This window comes from Nonomuraea sp. NPDC049269 (assembly GCF_043197155.1).
Lineage (GTDB): Bacteria > Actinomycetota > Actinomycetes > Streptosporangiales > Streptosporangiaceae > Nonomuraea.
On sequence record NZ_JBICSO010000001.1, the window covers coordinates 1,964,260 to 1,980,187 of the forward strand.

The 15,928-nt window shown below is 70.3% G+C and carries 14 protein-coding genes; 4 read left to right on the plus strand and 10 right to left on the minus strand.

Translation table 11 applies throughout. The features are described from left to right. Positions 1-36: 36 nt before the first annotated feature. The 4 genes from ACGFNP_RS09090 to mraZ form a co-directional block, all read right to left on the minus strand. A complete protein-coding gene (locus ACGFNP_RS09090; protein ID WP_393316451.1) occupies positions 37-2,649 on the minus strand; it encodes a penicillin-binding transpeptidase domain-containing protein in 2,613 nt (870 codons plus the stop codon). Continuing rightward, entirely contained in the window at positions 2,646-3,170 is a 525-nt protein-coding gene (locus tag ACGFNP_RS09095; RefSeq protein WP_358318554.1) for a hypothetical protein, read from the minus strand. The genes ACGFNP_RS09090 and ACGFNP_RS09095 overlap by 4 nt, the downstream gene beginning before the upstream one ends. Beyond that, on the minus strand, positions 3,154-4,125 hold the full coding sequence (gene rsmH, locus ACGFNP_RS09100; RefSeq protein ID WP_393316455.1) for a 16S rRNA (cytosine(1402)-N(4))-methyltransferase RsmH: 972 nt from the start codon (positions 4,123-4,125) through the stop codon (positions 3,154-3,156). The genes ACGFNP_RS09095 and rsmH overlap by 17 nt, the downstream gene beginning before the upstream one ends. A 214-nt stretch (positions 4,126-4,339) precedes the next feature. Next, positions 4,340-4,771 (minus strand): division/cell wall cluster transcriptional repressor MraZ, encoded by a 432-nt coding sequence (gene mraZ / locus ACGFNP_RS09105; protein WP_214637671.1) that lies wholly within the window; start codon positions 4,769-4,771, stop codon positions 4,340-4,342. A gap of 408 nt (positions 4,772-5,179) precedes the next feature. Between mraZ and ACGFNP_RS09110 the strand changes: the two genes are divergently transcribed. The 3 genes from ACGFNP_RS09110 to ACGFNP_RS09120 are packed head-to-tail and all read left to right on the plus strand — an operon-like array spanning position 5,180 to position 9,908. Then, positions 5,180-6,223, plus strand: coding sequence for an AAA family ATPase (locus tag ACGFNP_RS09110; RefSeq protein ID WP_393316458.1), 1,044 nt, complete (start codon positions 5,180-5,182; stop codon positions 6,221-6,223). Then, positions 6,220-7,482 carry a DUF58 domain-containing protein gene (locus tag ACGFNP_RS09115; RefSeq protein WP_358318551.1) on the plus strand — a complete coding sequence of 421 codons (1,263 nt, stop codon included), beginning with the start codon at positions 6,220-6,222 and terminating at the stop codon, positions 7,480-7,482. Before ACGFNP_RS09110 ends, ACGFNP_RS09115 begins: the two co-directional genes overlap by 4 nt. After that, positions 7,479-9,908, plus strand: a complete 2,430-nt coding sequence (locus ACGFNP_RS09120) for a transglutaminaseTgpA domain-containing protein (protein WP_393316462.1) — start codon at positions 7,479-7,481, stop codon at positions 9,906-9,908. Before ACGFNP_RS09115 ends, ACGFNP_RS09120 begins: the two co-directional genes overlap by 4 nt. Positions 9,909-9,983: 75 nt before the next feature. Here the strand turns inward: ACGFNP_RS09120 and ACGFNP_RS09125 are convergent, their stop codons facing one another. The 3 genes from ACGFNP_RS09125 to ACGFNP_RS09135 all read right to left on the minus strand — a co-directional run bounded on the left by ACGFNP_RS09125 (position 9,984) and on the right by ACGFNP_RS09135 (position 12,586). Next, positions 9,984-10,379 (minus strand): DUF3040 domain-containing protein, encoded by a 396-nt coding sequence (locus ACGFNP_RS09125; protein WP_214637675.1) that lies wholly within the window; start codon positions 10,377-10,379, stop codon positions 9,984-9,986. 203 nt (positions 10,380-10,582) lie between these two features. Next, entirely contained in the window at positions 10,583-11,824 is a 1,242-nt protein-coding gene (gene dinB / locus ACGFNP_RS09130) for a DNA polymerase IV (protein ID WP_358318549.1), read from the minus strand. Positions 11,825-11,866: 42 nt separating this feature from the next. Further along, positions 11,867-12,586 (minus strand): methyltransferase domain-containing protein, encoded by a 720-nt coding sequence (locus ACGFNP_RS09135; protein ID WP_358318548.1) that lies wholly within the window; start codon positions 12,584-12,586, stop codon positions 11,867-11,869. A 239-nt stretch (positions 12,587-12,825) separates the two neighbouring features. On the opposite strand from ACGFNP_RS09135, the gene ACGFNP_RS09140 reads away from it, so the two are divergent. Continuing rightward, positions 12,826-13,506, plus strand: coding sequence for a hypothetical protein (locus ACGFNP_RS09140; RefSeq protein WP_393316467.1), 681 nt, complete (start codon positions 12,826-12,828; stop codon positions 13,504-13,506). Positions 13,507-13,832: 326 nt separating this feature from the next. Here ACGFNP_RS09140 and nusB read toward each other — a convergent pair whose 3' ends face one another. From nusB to ACGFNP_RS09155, 3 genes are read right to left on the minus strand one after another with little or no spacing between them, the layout of a single operon-like run. After that, a complete protein-coding gene (gene nusB / locus ACGFNP_RS09145) occupies positions 13,833-14,243 on the minus strand; it encodes a transcription antitermination factor NusB (protein WP_358318546.1) in 411 nt (136 codons plus the stop codon). A gap of 1 nt (position 14,244) precedes the next feature. Next, positions 14,245-14,805, minus strand: coding sequence for an elongation factor P (gene efp / locus ACGFNP_RS09150; RefSeq protein ID WP_358318545.1), 561 nt, complete (start codon positions 14,803-14,805; stop codon positions 14,245-14,247). 24 nt (positions 14,806-14,829) lie between these two features. Then, complete coding sequence (locus ACGFNP_RS09155) at positions 14,830-15,879, minus strand: M24 family metallopeptidase (protein WP_393316471.1); 1,050 nt, start codon at positions 15,877-15,879, stop codon at positions 14,830-14,832. Positions 15,880-15,928: the final 49 nt, after the last annotated feature.

The following is a 15,928-nucleotide window of genomic DNA, read 5'->3' on the forward strand; positions in this document are numbered from 1 at the left end:
GACGGGGGACGCACGGCGGCAGCGTACCTTCCCTGGTCACTGTCCCGCGCCAGCCCGCACCGCGGGCGCGGTCGAGCCGGTCGGCGGAATCTTCTTGCTCTTGATGGCGAACGTCATCACGTCCTTGAAAACGGGCGCGGCGACCAGGCCTCCGAAGTGGTCTTTCTTCGGATTCTGCAGCACGGACAGCACGACGAGCCGAGGCGCGTCGGCGGGGGCGAATCCGGCGAACGACGCCGTATAGCCGTCGTAGCGGCCGAGCTCCGCGTCATAGCGGTTGGCCGTGCCGGTCTTGCCCGCCACCCGGTATCCCGGGATGGCGGCCAGCTCGCCGGTGCCCTCGGCGCTCACCGCGGTCTCCAGCATGGTGGTGATCTCCTTGGCGGTTCTGTCGCTGACCACCCTGGTCTTCTTACCGGGAGCGGACGGTACGAACCTGCCCGACGCGTCGGTGGTGCCCGCGACGATCTGCGGCTCGATCTTGACGCCGCCGTTGGCGATCGTCTGGTAGACGCTGGCCATCTGCAACGCGGTCACGGACACGCCCTGCCCGTAGGCGATCGTGCAGCTCTGGCTGCCCGACCAGTTCTTGTAGTTGGGCAGCAGACCGGCCTCCGCGTTCGGCACGCCGCCGCCCGGCCGCTCGCCGAAGCCGAAGGCCTTCAGCATCTGGTAGAGCCGCTCGCTGCCGACCTTGCGCGCGGCCATGATGGTGGCCACGTTGCTCGACTCGGCCACGGCCTGGCGGTAGGTCATCGGCTCCGGCTTGTGCGGGTGCGCGTCGTGCAGCACCCGGTCCGCGCACTTGATGTTGTCCTTGACCTGGAAGACCGTGTCGGGCGTGACGGCCCCGGCCTCCAGGGTGGCGGCGGCGGTGATCACCTTGTTGGTGCTGCCGGGCTCGAAGACGTCCGAGGCGGCCCGGTTGATGTACTGGGAGGCGGGGGCGTTGCGCCAGTTGTTCAGGTTGAGCTCGGGGGCGTTGGCCATGGCGATGATCTGCGCGGTGCGCACGTCCATGACGATGACCGTGCCGCTGCTCGCCGCGGAGTCGGTCACCTGCTGGGCCACCGCCTGCTGGGCGGCCCATTGGATGTCGCGGTCGATGGTCAGCCGCACGTCGGCGCCGTCGACCGGGACCGTGCGCTGGCTGCTGGTCATGGGGATGCGCTGGCCGTCGCGGCCCGTCTCGACGCGCTGCTCACCGTCGCGCCCCTTCAGCAGGGTGTTGCGCGCCTGCTCCATACCGCCCAGGCCGCTCTGCTCATCACCGACGAACCCGATCAGGCTGCCCGCCAGGTCGTCTCCCGGATAGACGCGACGGTAGGTCTTCTTCGAGGTCAGCGCGGGCACGCCGGACTTGAGCACGCGGCTGGCCACGACCGGGTCGACGTCCCTGGCCAGGAGCTGGTAGCGGGTGTCGACCCTGGCCAGCTTGGCGGCCATCTCCTGCGGGGTCCGGCCGAGCTGCTTGGCGAGCAGGGCGGCGACGTTCGCCCGGACCGCGTCCTTGATCTTGGTGGGGTCGATGGCGATCTCGCGGGCCTCGACGGTGACGGCCAGCGCGTGCCCCTTGACGTCGGTGATGGTGCCGCGCTTGGCCGGGATGTCCTCGGTCTGCGTGCGCTGGCCCACCGCCCGCGCCTCGTACACCTTGGAGTCGAGGCCCTGCATCTGGATGAGCCTGCCGCCGAAGATCGACAGGATGAACGTCATGCCGATCAGGCCGATGTTGATGCGCCTGCGCGGGTTGCCCAGACGCAGCACGGGCGGCGGCTTGGGCGGGCGCGGCGGCGCGGGGGGCCTGCGGGGCGGCCCCTCGCCGCCGCGCCGCCCGAAGCTCTGCGCGCGCGTGCGATCGTCGTCCCCGCTACGGCGGAGCCTGGCGTCGTCCCCGCGGCCCTCGTCGCGGGAGCGCCGGACGTCACGGGGGGCTTCTTCGCGGGTACGGCGCAGCGGGCCGTCGTCCTGGCGGCCACGGGACCGGTCGTCCCTGGCCTGCGGGACTCGGCCACCGGCGCGTTCGGCCTCTGGGCGCGGGCGTCCGGAACGCTGGCGGGCCCGGTCCTTGGCGGCGTCGTCCCCGTCAGGCCTGGAACGCCACCTCGGCCCGTCGCCACCCGGCCGGGGACGCCCGCCGATCCCGTCCCCGCCGCCTGAGCGAGACCGCCCACGCGAACCGTCATCGTCGCGCGACCGCCCAGGCGAGCCCTCGCCATCGCGAGACCGCCCACGCGAACCGTCATCCTCGCGGGACCGCCCACGCGAACCATCGCCGTCACGAGACCGGCCGCGGGACCCGTCGCGCTCGTCGCCACGGGAGCGGCTTCGCGGGCCGTCGGACTCGTCGTCGCGGGAGCGGCCGTGGGACCCGTCAGCCGGGTCCTGCGGGCGTCGGGCGCGGTCCTCCGCGTCCTCGCGGCCGCCGTCCCGGCCGAGAAGGCCGAAGGGGAGGTCCAGTGGGTCCGGGCGCTGCCTCGGCTCTTTGGGTGGATTGTCGGGCCGGCCCGCCCCCTCCGAGCGAGCCGACCCCGCTTGCCGGCCCTGACGCCCCGGCCCCGCCGGGGTACGGCGAGCGGCGCCGGGCCCTCCCTGAGAGCCGGCGCCGCCGCGGCCGGGACCCTGCCCCCTGCCGCCTGTGTCTCTCACCGTCCTGGGTCCACCTGGCCGCTGTCGGCCCCGGCGTCGGTCAGGACGTTGGGCTTGTCCCAGTCACGATGCTGGCCCTGCAGTTCGGCGTTGTCGGCGACCTGCTGGGGGCCGGTGTTCTTCTCGTTCGCGAGCCTGGCCTCCTCGTTGGCCTGCCGCGCCACCGCGATCTCGTCACGCAGGTTGGCCGCGGTGATGGAGTCCTGCGCGAGAACGGTGTTGAGCAGCAGCAGGCTCACCAGGCCGCCGCACATCAGCCCGACGACGAGCAGCACGAACGGAGCCCGCTGGCGCCCGCGCGACGGACGTCGCTTGAGTGCCGGGCGCGCCCGCTCGGGGCTCGCCGGGATCTCGCCGTCGCCGAGACCGGTCGTCTCCGGTCCGCCGGGACGCGAGCGCGGGATGGGCTTGGACTGGTGAGGCACGCCGGGCCTGCGCGGGCCGGTCTTGGGCGCCGTCTTCGGCAGGACGCCGCGGACGGCCGCGCCCCGCCTGCTCTCCTGCTCAGTCCTCGTGGTCAACACGGATCCTCTCTGCCGCCCGTAGCCGGGCCGAGGTCGCCCGCGGGTTGCGGGCCAACTCTTCTTCGCTTGGGAGCTCAGCTCCCCTCGTCAACAGGCGGAACCGCGGCTGATGGGCCGGCAGCGGGACAGGCAGCCCGGGGGGGCCGGTGTCCTTGGTTCGCGCCGCGAGGACCTGCTTGGTGAGCCGGTCCTCCAGGGAGTGGTAGGAGAGCACGACGACTCTCCCACCGAGCACGAGCGCGTCGAGTGCCGCGGGCAGCGCCGCCTCCAGGGCGGCGAGCTCCGCGTTGACCTCGATGCGCAGTGCCTGAAAAGTTCTCTTGGCGGGGTTGCCCCCGGTGCGCCGGGTGGCGGCTGGAATGGCCTGACGAACGATCTCGGCCAGCCGCTTAGTCGACGTTATGGGGTCCTTGGCCCTTTCCTTGATAATTAGGCCAGCGACACGCGGTGCGAACCGTTCCTCGCCGTAAACGCGGAGGATGCGGGTTAGCTCCGCAGCCGAGTAGGTATTGACCACCTTCTCGGCGGTGAGCTCTTGATCCGTATCCATCCGCATGTCGAGCGGAGCGTCATAGGAATAGGCGAACCCGCGTTCGGCCTCGTCGAGCTGCGGCGAGGACACCCCCAGGTCGAACAGCACCCCGTCGACGGCGGTGCGGCCCGCGTCGGCGAGCACGTCGGCCAGTTCGTCGGACGAGGCGTGGACCAGCGTGGTCCGGTCGGCGTAGGGGGCGAGCCTGCGCGTGGAGAACTCGATCGCGAAAGGGTCGCGGTCGATGCCGATCAGGTGAAGAGACGGATGAGCGGCGAGCAGGGCCTCCGAGTGGCCACCGAGGCCGAGGTTGGCGTCGACGACGACGGCCTCCCGGCCGGTCAGCGCCGGAGCCAAGAGCTCCAGTACGCGGTCGAGCATGACCGGAACGTGACCGCCTGTGCCTGTGTTGTCGTACATCTCCAACCCCCCTCTCGCGTCCTTGCTCGCGGACGACGCGTCCGGACGATCATCGGCCCACCTGGCCCCCACCCGGCGCCGTCCGGCCAGGTCCCCATCCGCACCCTCTTCGTGGAGCCTGCCATCTGACACCGGGGAAGGTGCATCAGCTGGCCGGCAGTGGTTGCGGGTGGAGACCTCGCCGAACGACATCTCCGACGGATCGACCGTGGCTCTAGAGAATCCCTGGCAGCACCTCCTCCGACAGATCGGCGAACGCCTGCTCCTGCGCGTCGAGATAGGTATCCCAGGCTTGGGCGTCCCAGATCTCCAGCCGGGTGTTGGCCCCGATGACCGCGCAGTCACGCACGAGGCCCGCGTATTGGCGCAAGCTCTGCGGGATCGTGATGCGCCCCTGCTTGTCAGGCGTCTCGTCGGACGCGCTGGCGAAGAAGACGCGGCTGTAGTCGCGCACCGCCTTGGCGGTGACCGGGGCGGTGCTGAGAGCCTCGGTAATGCGCTGGAACTCCTCTACGGGAAAGACGTAGAGGCATCGCTCCTGGCCTTTGGTGATCACAAGACCCTCCGCCAGCTCCTCACGGTACTTAGCCGGCAGGAACAGCCGTCCCTTGTCGTCCAGACGCGGCTGATGGGTGCCGAGGAACATCGGCCCCACCTCCCGTGCCTAGCGAAGCGCTCAGCGCTGGCGCACCGGGCCCTCCACTGCGCACCACCATACTCCACTTCTCCCCACCGTCAACTGATTCAACTGCTCTTCGTCGTCCGTCCGCCGCGCGTTACCGCAGGTCAAAGCCATGAGGTCGAGTGGGGGGCGCCAGGGCGCGGCCCAACCCTCATGGGCGTGTCGAGGGTTGAAATGACCATCGAATTAGCGGATCGCGCGCTGCGCGAAGCGCCGCGTGGTGGAAAGTGGAGCGCGCCGTCAGGGCGACTGTCACGAGATTCGACCCCGTATGCCACAAGAACCGGAACCTTGGGCAGGTTCTCTGGAATATCGGTAAAAGTCGCTCCAGAACCCGCAGCGTCGTAGGGTCGTACACACAATGGAAAAGGAATGGCATGGCTCCCGCTATCACACTCTCACGTGCGGGACTGCCGTAGCACTTCTCATGGAGGCCTGGTGGCAGTAACCCATGACGTCCCGAGCCGGCTCGATGAGCTGGTCTCCACCGCGCACCGGATCCGGCAGGCCATCGAGTCGGTGATCGAGGGCAAAGGGGACGCCGTCCGCCTCACTCTGACCGTCCTGCTGGCCGAGGGCCACCTGCTGATCGAGGACGTGCCGGGGGTCGGCAAGACCATGCTGGCCAAGGCGCTGGCGAAGTCCATCGACTGCCCGGTCCGGCGCATTCAGTTCACGCCGGACCTGCTGCCCAGCGACATCACCGGAGTGAGCGCCTACAACCAGCAGACCCGGGAGTTCGAGTTCAAGCCGGGACCCGTGTTCGCCAACATCGTGGTGGGCGACGAGATCAACCGGGCCTCGCCCAAGACGCAGTCGGCGCTGCTGGAGTGCATGGAAGAGCGCCAGGTGACGGTTGACGGGGTGACCTACCGGCTCGACGCGCCCTTCATGGTGATCGCCACGCAGAACCCGATCGAGATGGAGGGCACCTACCCTCTGCCGGAGGCGCAGCGCGACCGCTTCACCGCGCGGGTCGCGATGGGCTACCCGGAGCCGTCGGCCGAACTGGAGATGCTCGACGTGCACGGCGGCACCCCGCCGCTGGACAAGCTGGAGCCGGTCGCGACGACCGCCGAGGTGCGCGCGCTGATCGACGCGGTGCGCGGCGTCTACGTCTCGCAGCCGGTCAAGAAGTACGCCATCGACCTCGCGGTCGCCACCCGCCACTCCCCCGACCTGCGGCTGGGCGCCTCGCCGCGCTCGACGCTGCAGCTGGTCAGGGCGGCCAGGGCGAACGCGGCGCTGTCCGGGCGCGACTACGTCATCCCGGACGACCTGCAGGAGCTGGCCGTGCCGGTGCTCGCGCATCGGCTGCTGCCCAGCATCGAGGCCCAGGGCCAGCGCCGCCTGCCGGAGCAGGTGGTGGCCGAGCTCGTCAGACGCGTACCCGTGCCGGAGACGCGAGCGTCGTGAGAGACGGACTGCGGGCGCTGACCTCCAGGGGACGTTCGTTCCTGGCCTCCGGGGTGGCCGCCATGCTGATGGCCTTCCTGCTGGGCGAGAACGACCTGTTCAGGATCGGGGTGCTGGTGACGGCGCTGCCGCTGCTCGCCGCGATGGTGGTGGCGCGCACCCGCTACCGGCTGAGCTGCGCGCGGCGTCTCGACCCGGCCAGGGCGGAGGTGGGCGGCGAGGCGACCGTGACGCTGCGCCTGGAGAACGTCACCCGGCTGCCCACCGGGCTGCTGCTGATCGAGGACACCGTGCCGTACGCGCTGGGTGTGCGGCCCCGGTTCGTGCTGGACCGGGTGGAGTCGCGCGGGGTCCGGGAGATCGACTACCGGGTCCGCTCCGACCTGCGGGGCCGCTACACGATCGGCCCGCTGTCGGTGCGGATCACCGATCCGTTCGGGCTGGTGGAGCTGACCCGCGGGTTCACGATCAGCGACACGCTGGTGGTGACGCCGCAGGTGGTGGCGCTGCCCCACGTACGGCTGTCGGGCGAGTGGACCGGCGGCGGCGACAGCCGCACCAGGAGCGTGGCGGCGGCGGGCGACGACGACGTGGCCCCGCGCGAGTACCGGCAGGGCGACGACCTGCGCCGGGTGCACTGGCGCTCCACCGCCCGCCACGGCGAGCTGATGGTGCGGCGCGAGGAGCAGCAGTGGCAGAGCCGCGGCGCGCTGCTGCTGGACACGCGCCGCTACGCCCACCGCGGCGAGGGCCCGCGCTCCTCCTTCGAGGTGGCGGTCTCGGCCGCGGCCTCGATCGGCGTGCATCTCGCCCATGAGGGGCTCGGCCTGCGGCTGGTGACCGACCAGGGCGCCGAGCACCTGACCGACACCGGGCTGAGCTGGTCGCTGCTCGACACCCTCGCGGTGGTACGGAACAGCACCGCCCGCTCGCTGGAGATGGGGGTGTCCGCGCTCCGCCAGGGCGGCGGCGACGGACTGATCGTGGCGGTGCTCGGCTCGCTGGACCCGGAGGAGGCCAGGGAGCTGGCCAGGCTCCGGCACGGCGGCATCACCGGTGTGGCCGTACTCCTCGACGTGAGCACGTGGGACGGCGGCGAGCCCGGCTCCACGGAGAACTACGAGGCGGTGCAGGGCGTGCTCGCCGGTTACGGATGGCGCATCGTGCGGCTGCCCGCCGGCGTCTCGGTCGCCTCCGTCTGGCAGGACGCCGCCAACCGCGGCAGGTACGCCCTCAACTCGGCGGGAGGTGCGGCATGAGGCTGTCGGTCGCCGCGGCGGTGGCCACGTTCTGCGCGGCCGTCATGCTCTATCCGCTGTTCCAGGGCGGCTTCTGGTTCTGGGGGTCGCTGGGCGCGGTGCTCTCGGTGATGTGCGCCGGCCTGGTGAGCGGGCGGCTGTCGCTGCCCGCGTGGGCGGCGGCCCTGGTGAGCGTGGCCGCGCTGTGGATCTACCTGACCCTGTCCTTCGCCTCCGACAAGGCGTGGGCGTGGGTGGTGCCGACCAAGGGGTCGGTGGTGGAGCTGGGCAAGCTGCTGGGCACCGGCTGGGCCGACATCCAGCGGTTCGCCGCGCCGGTGCCCGGCACCGAGGGCATCGCGCTGCTGACGGCCGGCGGCGTGGGGCTCATCGCGATCGTGGTGGACCTGTTCGCCGCCCGGTTGCGGCGGGCGGCGCTGGCGGGGCTGCCGATGCTGGCGCTGGCGACGGTGCCGGCCACGATCCTGCCGGATCCGATCAGCTGGCCCGCGTTCATCATCGCCGCCCTCGGCTTCACCAGCCTGCTGATCGCCGACGGCCGCGAACGCATCGGCCACTGGGGCCGCGCGGTGCTGGTCAGGCGGACCCGCATCGCCACCTCGCCGGTGCCGGGCGCCGAGCGCGAGACGGCCGACACGCGGGGGCTGCGCCTGTCGGGCAAGCGCATCGGGTTCGCCGCGATCGCGCTGGCGGTCCTGGTGCCCGCGGCGCTGCCGGCGATGGAGCCGGTGTCGTTCTTCAGCTTCGGCGTGGGCGGCAGGGGCTCGGGCAAGGGCAACTCGATCAGCATCCCCGACCCGATCGCCGGCCTGAAGGGCCAGCTGGAGCTGCCGGAACGGCGCACCGTGCTGTCCTACACCAACAGCGACGACCAGCCCCGGTACCTGCGGATCTACTCGCTCGACACCTTCGACGGCGAGAAGTTCGGCATGACGGAGCCGAAGGGCGCGCCGGACAACAAGACGGAGAACGGCCCGCTGCCCGCTCCGCCCGGCCTGTCTCCGGCGACCAAGGTCTCGAACGTGACGACCAGGATCCAGATCAGCGACGAGATCGAGCGGCTGGTGTTCCTGCCCCTGCCGTACCCGGCGCGGCAGATCCGCATCGACGGCGACTGGCGCGCGGACGTCAGCACGCTGATGGTCTTCTCCACCAGGGACGAGGCCGCCGGCCTCGGCTACGACGTGCTCACCACCGAGCCCGACGTGACCTCGACCCAGCTCGACGCGCTGCCGCAGGCCAGGGCCGCGGCCAGCGACCCGCGCTACCTGAAGCTGCCGGAGAACCTCCCCTCGGAGATCAGGGACCTGGCGCTCAAGGTGACCGCGAACGCCCATACGAGCTACGAGGCCGCGGTGAAGATCCAGGAGTTCTTCACCAAGACCGGCGACTTCACCTACAGCCTCAGGACGCAGGGCTCCGGCAACTCCGCGCTGAAGGACTTCCTGCTGCGCAGCAGGGCGGGTTACTGCGAGCAGTTCGCCGCGTCGATGGCGCTGCTGGCCAGGATCGCGGGCATCCCCTCCAGGGTGGCGATCGGCTACACGGGAGGTACGAAGGTCGGCGACAGGTGGACGGTCGGCACGAACGACTCCCACTCGTGGCCGGAGCTGTACTTCGACGGCGTGGGCTGGCTGCCGTTCGAGCCCACCCCGACGGGCTCGCTCGGCCAGGGCAGCGCCCGGGTGCCCGCCTACACGCAGCCGCTCCCCCGCTCGACGAGTGACAACGCCTCACCGACGCCCGGAGCGACCAGCACGGGCGACGACTCGCCGCTCAACCCGCAGAACCGGGAGAACCCCCGCGTACTCGACCGCGAGGCCACCCTCGCCGACAGCGGGCTGCCCGTGGACGACTCGATGCCGCTGATCGGCAAGCTCGGCATCGGCGCGGGCGTGCTCCTGCTCATCCTGCTGATCCCGGCCGGGATCCGGCTGATCACCAGGAGCAGGCGGGTCCGCGCGCTGAGCTGGAAGGTGTCCGAGCCGTCGGACGAGGTGACGGCCAAGGTGGTGGCGGGCAGCCACCCGTCCGTGGCGGCCGCCTGGGCGGAGCTGGACGACGTGCTGTTCGACTACGGAATGGCCCGCCAGCCCAGCGAGACGCCCCGGGCGCTGGCGCGGCGGCTGACCGAACGCTATGAGTTCGACGCCGAGTCGGCCGCGTCCGTCTCGGCGATCGCCTCGGCGGTCGAGCGGGCGCTGTTCGCGCGGAACGTCGGCGAGCTCACGCCGATGCGGAAGGACCTGCGGAAGGTACGGCAGGCGCTGGCGGCCACGGTGTCGCGCCGGCGGCGGGTGCGGGCCGTGCTGCTGCCCCCCTCGACGCTGCGGCGGCTGCGGCGGATGGGCGAGCGGGTGCTCGACGGATTCGACCGGCTGGAGAACATCAGGTTGCGGCGGACGGCAGCCCAGAAGGGCTCATGACCGTCTGACTCGACCGTGCGGTCGTTCCCCCTCGCCGGGGGGCGGCCGCACGGTCGTATGGAGGCTCTTTCGCGCTCAGCGCTCGTCGTGACGACGGCGCCAGCGCTCTTCCATGCGCTCCATGAAGCTGCCACGGTTGCCCCGGCGGGCCGGCTTGCCCGAAACGGACGCCCCCGAGGCGGGCGCGGCGTCACCGAACCCGTTCATGCGTTTCCAGCTCGACAGACCCCACAGACACGCGGCGAGCATGACCACGAAACCGCCGACGCCGAGCGGAATCAAATTGATCACTACGCCGACCATCAGCAGGACGACGCCGAGGGCAAAGCCGATGGAGGCCTTGATGAGGCGACGCTTGTAATGGCTGCGCGGGTCACTGATCCTTACGGTGTTGGCCCACTTCGGGTCCTCGGCGTAGAGGGCCTGCTCGATCTGGTCGAGCAAGCGCTGCTCGTGCTCAGAGAGCGGCACGGCGCCTCCCAAGGACGGCCCCAGGACGGGGAAGACGGCTACGGACGACACGGGGTGTCCGAACCTCGCGGTCGGTTATCCCCAGAATACGAGGCTGTAGGCGTGGGCGAAAGCAAACGCCCAACGCAGACCAAACCGGAGGTGACGTCATGACTCCATTGTGGGTCATCCGCCGCCCCTCCCCAGAAATCCTGACATTGACGTCATGCCTCCATTTCATCAAGTCTGCCGCGTACAAGCGACGCTGGGAGCACCGCATCAGGACCAAATCTTCGGATCGCCTGATCCATGGCTTGCTCGGCCTCCCGCCAGCCGGTCTCCCGATCGCCCAGGCCGAGCTGGCGCGAGGCCGAATCGGCGGGGCGGAGATTCTCCATCCGGACCCCGACGAGGCGCAGTCGCACCCGCTCAAGCCCTGCCGCCTCGAAGAGCTCGCAGGCGGTCGCGTAGATCTCCTGGGCCACGTCGGTCGGCTCTCTGAGGGTCCTGGACCGGTTGATGGTGGAGAAATCGGCACGGCGCAGCTTCACGCTCACAGTCCTGCCCACGTGGCCGGCCTTACGCATCCGGGAGGCCACTCGCTCGGACAGACGCAGCAACTCGCGTTTGATCACTTCGGGGTCGTCGATGTCGGCCGCGAAGGTCTCCTCGTTGCCGATGCTCTTGTCGGGCACGTGCGCGGTCACCGGGCGCTCGTCGCGCCCCCAGGCCAGCGCGGCCAGATGGCCTCCCACGGCCTGGCCCAGCTCGCGCCGGAGGGTGGGGACGGGGACCCTGGCCAGATCGCCGACCGTGCGGATGCCGAGACGCACCAGGGACTGCTCTGTGCGCTCACCGACGCCCCACAGCGCCGACACGGGCAGCGGGTGGAGGAAATCCACCACCTCGCCCTCAGGGACCACCAGGAGGCCGTCTGGCTTGCACTGTTTTGAGGCGAGTTTCGCCACGAATTTGCTGCTCGCCACACCCACCGAACACGTGATGCCGTAACGCTCCAGCACCTGGGCCCTGATCATCGAGGCGATCGCGACGGGCGAGCCCAGCCTGCGCCGGGCACCGCCGACGTCGAGGAACGCCTCGTCGGAGGCGATCGGCTCGACCATCGGGGTGATCGCGTGGAAGACCTCCATGACACCCTTGGAGACCTCGGAGTATTTGCCGTGGCTGGGCGGGATGATCGTGGCCTGCGGGCACATCCTGCGCGCCCTGCTCATCGGCATCGCCGAGTGCACGCCGAAGGACCTGGCCTCATAGGTGGCGCTGAGCACCACGCCGCGCCCGGCCGGCGAGCCGACGATCACCGGACGCCCCCGCAGCTCCGGGCGGTCGAGCAGCTCGACGCTGGCGAAGAAGGCGTCCATGTCGACATGCAGGATCGGGCAGCCGCCGTCATCGGCCCCGGTCTGTGGAGCGGGGCCGATGCCCGTGATCTGCTTACGAGACACGCCACCATTCTATCCGAACACGCGTTCTATGCTAGGAGCTGATCAGCCACAATGGCCGAGGACGTGGAGCTGAGTGGCGATGTCACGCAGCACGGGGTGGGCCGCGGCGGCCTGTTCGAGAGCGACGAGGGCCTCGGCCGCGCCCGGCTCGCCGTCGACCAGCCTGCTGGGCACCAGGTCGGCGAACACCCGCACGCCGTGCACCTCCCCGACCGTGAAGCCGGTCGCGGCCAGCAACTGGGCGAGCGCCTCGGCGGTGTAGCGGCGCGGCGTGGGGTCGCGGTCGCCCCAACTGCCCCGCGGGTCGCTCAGCACGGCCCTGGCCTCGTCGAACTGCCCCGCGAGCGCCCGGTGGATGGCACTGGCCACCGGGTTGGCGGCCAGCACGCTGACCGCGCCGCCCGCGCGCAGCACGCCGGCCACGGCCGTCAGCGCGCTGATCGGGTCTTCCACGTATTCGAGCACGCTGTGGCAGAGGACCAGGTCGACGCTGTCGCGGTCGAGCAGGTCGCCCAGGTCGGCGGCGTCGCCCTGCAGGGCGCGCACGCCCACGCCCTTCTCCTTGGCCCTGCGCTCCAGCGCGGCCAGCGAGTCGGGACTCGGGTCGACCACGGTGACCGTGTGGCCCAGCTCGGCCAGCGGCACGGCGAACCCGCCGGTCCCGCCGCCGGCGTCGACGATGTCGAGGTCATCACGCCCCGTGGCGGCCGCCCGCTCGGCCAGCACCGCCCGCAGCGCCGCCCAGACGACGGCGGTCCGCACCGCCGGAGTCCTCGTGACGCCTGCGACACGTCCTTCAGCACGCAACGTCGGCTCGCCTCCCTTTGCTCCCACAACCCCGCCCCAGCCTACGCGGTGTGGGAGATCGCCCGCTCCGCCTCCTCGCTTCCAGGATCGTCGAAGCGCGCCCGCGGGTGACGCCTGATGCGGTGGGGTCGGGAGCTACTTATCTACATACAGAGGGATTTATGAGGATTTTGTGGCGAATCTCGCTATTTGCGGTGGTGCTGGGGTCGCCGGCGGCCGTACCGGCTCAGGCCGAGACGGTGGGTGAGGTCTACGGCGCGTACTCGCGGATGACCTCGCGCAGCGCCGGTCAGTTCTGGGCCGATGGGCGGGCGGCCGGGCAGTGGGCCTGGAAGCCGTTGTCGGCCACCACATCGGAGATCAGCTGGGGCGACCCCGCCAAGTGGCCGCCGAACTACGCGGAGAAGTTCGTCCACGAGGGCGGCTGGGTCATGCTCGACGGCTGGCGCGACAACGGCACCTACTACCGCCTGCGGATCGCCAAGGAGCAGATCGGCGACGCCAAGTGCGGGAACCTGCGCACGCTGGCCACCAGCGGCCGACAGCACTACGTGAAGTGGGACATCCCCAGCCAGATCTACTGCCTCAAGGCGTGGGGCACCATCACCGAGGAGTCATCGGGCAAGGTCGTCGACTTCGGCCACACACAGATCTGGTCGCCGCCCGCGCCCTGCGACAACGCGAAGTACGGCGCGCAGACCTGCGTCAAGCAGTGGGAGTCCTGGTGGGACAACCAGGGGCAGCCCGGCAAGCCGATCACCAGGAAGCTGGAGCGTGACCAGTTCATCGCCCGGGGCATCGGCATGGCCTTCGCCATCCGGCAGTACTTCCCCAAGGCGTGGCAGGCCGACGCGCACTCCGACTGGACCTGGTAGGACACCGGTGCCCCGCCGGCTGGGATGGACCGGCGGGGCGTTTTGTGGGGCGTCGGCGCCCATGGCCAGCGCTGAGTTCCTGACGCGGGACGGGACCGGGGCGGGTGGGCTCCTGTCGAAGCCGCACGGTCAACCAGGCGACAGCAGGCATCGAACGGTTGACCGTGCGGTGTACACGTCCCTCGCCTAGCGCAAGCCGTGCAGGCCGCGTGTCTGGAACGTACCTCGCCCATATGGACGGCCTTCGGGGCAGAAGTAGGAATTTCTTCTACCCGGAGGGACAGGAATCCCCCGACGGTAGAACCGGATTCACCTGAAGAGGGTGTCTAAAGGGTGATACTTGGCTTCAGTTGCTTGAAGCGGGCCAGCAGCCCGTTCACGAACTGGGGCGACTCGTCCGTGGACAGCTCGCCCGCCAGGTGCACCCACTCGCTGATGACCACGCCCTCGGGGACGTCGGGCATCCACAGGAGCTCGTAGGTGCCCCCACGCAGCAGGTTGCGGTCGACCGCGGGCATGCGGTCGAGGGTCCAGCCTTCGGAGTAGGTGGTGATGAGCTCGTCGATGCGGGCCTGGTGACGGGCGACGCCCTCGACGATGGTCGAGGTGTATTCGTTGACCGGGGGGTCCTGCCGTTCGACCCGCTCGGCGAGGATCCGCAGGGGATCCTCGCTGCGGAGTTCGGACTCGAAGAGGATGTCGAGCGCGCGCCTGCGTGCTTTGCCTCGTGCCGACACCTCAGGCCCGGCCGAGGTATTCGCCGCTGCGCGTGTCGACCTTGATCTTCTCGCCGGTGGTGATGAAGAGCGGGACCTTGACCTCGGCGCCGGTCTCCAGCGTGGCGGGCTTGGTGCCGCCGGTGGAGCGGTCGCCCTGCAGGCCGGGCTCGGTGTTGGAGATGGTCAGCTCGACCGCGGCGGGCAGATCGACGTAGAGCGCGGAGCCCTCGTTGAAGGCGATCGTGGCCAGGGTGTTCTCGAGCATGTAGTTGGCGGCGGTCCCGACCGTGCCGGTGGGCACGTTGACCATGTCGTAGGTCTCGGTGTCCATGAAGACGAAGTCGTCGCCGTCCTTGTAGGAATACTGCATCTCGCGCTTGTCGACGTTGGCCACGTCGACCTTCACGCCGGCGTTGAAGGTCTTGTCGACGACCTTGCCCGAGAGCACGTTCTTGAGCTTGGTGCGGACGAACGCGCCGCCCTTGCCCGGCTTGACGTGCTGGAACTCCACAACGGCCCACAGCTCACCGCCGTCGAGCTTCAACACCATGCCGTTCTTGAGGTCGTTGGTCGTCGCCACTCGTATTCTCCCGCGTGTGGCCGCTCAAAGGACGAGCAGCTCCTTGGTCGTCTTCGTGAGGAGTTCCGGCCCGCCCGTGCGGGTCACAAGGGTGTCCTCGATGCGAACACCGCCCCGGTCCGGAAGGTAGACCCCCGGCTCGACGGTGACAGGAACTCGATCCTCTAGTCTACCGGTCCGCAACGGGCCCAGGAACGGGTCCTCGTGGATCTCCAGTCCGACGCCGTGACCGAGCCCGTGCCTGAAGTGACCGCCGTGGCCGGCCGCCTCGATGACCGAACGGGCGGCCGCGTCCACCTCCTTGGCCGTCGCCCCCGGTGCCAGGGCATTCCTGCCCGCGCGCTGCGCGTCGGCGACCAGGTCGTAGATCTCCCGCTGCCAGGCGGCGGGGGTGCCCAGGGCGACCGTACGCGTCATGTCCGCGTGGTAGCCCTGGTAGCAGGCGCCGAAGTCGATGGTGATCAGGTCGCCGGTGCGCAGTTCCCTGCCGGTGGGCGCGTGGTGCGGGATGGCGCCGTTCTCGCCCGCCGCGACGATGGTGGCGAAGGCCGGCCCGTCGGCGCCGAGCTCGATCATGCGGGCTTCGAGCAGCCGGGCGACGTCCCGCTCGGTGACGCCCGGGCCGATGTTGCCCGTGACGTCGGCGAACGCCTGGTCGCTGATCGCGCAGGCCGTACGGAGGAGCTCCAGCTCGTCGTCGTCCTTGACCGCCCGCAGCAGCTCCACGAGCGGCTCCAGGGGCACCGGCCCGCTCTCCAGCAGGCTGCTCAGCCGGTTGAACGTCGCCACGGTCATGCTCGCCGCCTCGATCCCGATGCCGGGCGCGGCCAGCCTGGCCGCCACGTCGGACGCCTCCACGGCCGCCACGTCCAGCCCGCGCGTCTTCTCGATGTAGCGGTTGTCGGTCACCAGCAGCGCGGAGCCGTCGGCCTTGATGAGCACGGCGGCGTTCGAGCTCTCCAGCCCGGTGAGGTAGCGCACGTTGACGCCCGAGGTGACGAGGATCGCGTCGACCTCGCGCGCGGGCAGCATTTCCGCGACCCGCGCCCGGCGTTCCGGATAATTGACGGTCATTTCGTCAATGTACGTGTATTAACCCTCGCGCCACTATTGACCTCCCCTG